Genomic DNA, 1,475 nt, shown 5'->3' on the forward strand with positions numbered 1-1,475 from the left:
CTTTCACGAACTGCACCCGGCCCAGGCCCAGCTCCTGCTGGACATCCAACTGGCCCCCGCCGCCGACAGCGTCTACGACGGGGAGCGGGGCACTGAACGGTACCGCGCATTCCGCAACTACCTGGAAGCCGCCGCGGCATATCTGGCACGCGAGGGGAACCTGCGCGTACCCCGTGGCCACGACGAAACGATCTGGAACGGCCAGCGCACCGTCGCACTCGGCCACTGGATCCACAAAATACGCAAAGCACCAGAAAAGCTCACGGAAGACGAGCGTCAGGCGCTGGAGCGTTTGTTCATGGTGTGGGACCTCCAGCTAGGGGCCAAAAACCATCAAGTATTGGATCGTGGTGAGGAGATACGACACCATGAACTCAGTGATCAGGAGTGGGAGATACTCGCTCCCCTCATACCCGTAGCAGCCGCGATAGGCCGTCCGCGCGCAGAGGACCGTCAGGTCGTTAACGGGATGCTCTACAAGATCCGAACCGGGATCCCCTGGCGCTACCTGCCGGAGGAACGCTACGGCTCATGGCAGACGGTCTACGCCCGATTTCGCCGCTACGCCATGGACGGCGTGTTCGCCCGCGCCCTCCAGCAGGCCCGGGCCCGGGCGGACGCGGCTGGCGACAGCGACTGGCTCGGGCAATTCATATCCACCCTTGTCCGCGCCAACCAGCACGCCGCCGCGGCGGGTCGAAATGAGGGAGCCATCGGCCGTACGAACCGGACGATCACGCCTGCTGCCGATCCCGAGCCGGACTGACCCCCAAAACCTCGCCTGCGATGGCCGTCCCCTCGCCCGCCTGTTGACCCCAGGCGAACGCCACGACAGCATCTGCGTACGCCCCCTCCTGGAACGGATCCGAGCCCCGCCCACCGGCCCGACCGCTCTGTTGCAGACCCGACCAGGCCGTCGCCGAAAGCGTGCGCTCCCGCGGCTACCTGCACTGCAACGGCCGCCCCCCCATCCGCCCAGCACCGGGGATCGGCGATGCACCTGTCGCCCTCTCACGGCGGGCGGCAAGTCCCTCATCTGTTGCCGACAGAGGCGGATCAGCTAAAGACTGCGGGACCTGCCAGCCGGGACGGCCGGCTCTGTCTCGATTACGAGCGCCGGGACAACGCCCCGCTGCGGCGACAAGGCAATGGCAGACTGACTGCATGGGGGGATCACCAACAAGGGCCTGGGAGCGGTTCAAAGCCCGTGTCGAGGAGCTGGGCGGTGAAGTGCTGGAGCCTGAATGGCTCGGCAGCGTCGCCAAGCACCGAGTTCGATGCCCGGAAGGGCACGATACGAAAGCCATCCCGAACCGGGTGCAACAGGGCCAGGGCATGTGCCGAGCTTGTTCCGGCAGTGACCCGGCTACCGCCTGGGCGGCGTTCATGTCCCGAGTGCAGCAACTCGGCGGAACTGTCGTCGAACCGGAGTGGCTCGGGAAGGACGAGCGCCACCGGGTGATCTGTCCGCAGGG

Annotated in this window: 2 protein-coding genes; both read left to right on the forward strand. The window is 66.5% G+C overall.

Going from position 1 to position 1,475, the window contains the following annotated elements; all coding sequences use genetic code 11:
- The coding region (locus ACFW2E_RS46785) for a transposase (protein WP_384478241.1) at nt 1-766 on the forward strand (766 nt) is incomplete at its 5' end.
- A 398-nt stretch (nt 767-1,164) separates the two neighbouring features.
- The coding region (locus tag ACFW2E_RS46790; RefSeq protein WP_384478244.1) for a hypothetical protein at nt 1,165-1,475 on the forward strand (311 nt) is incomplete at its 3' end.

This window comes from Streptomyces sp. NPDC058964 (genome assembly GCF_042741275.1).
Taxonomy (GTDB): Bacteria; Actinomycetota; Actinomycetes; order Streptomycetales; family Streptomycetaceae; genus Streptomyces.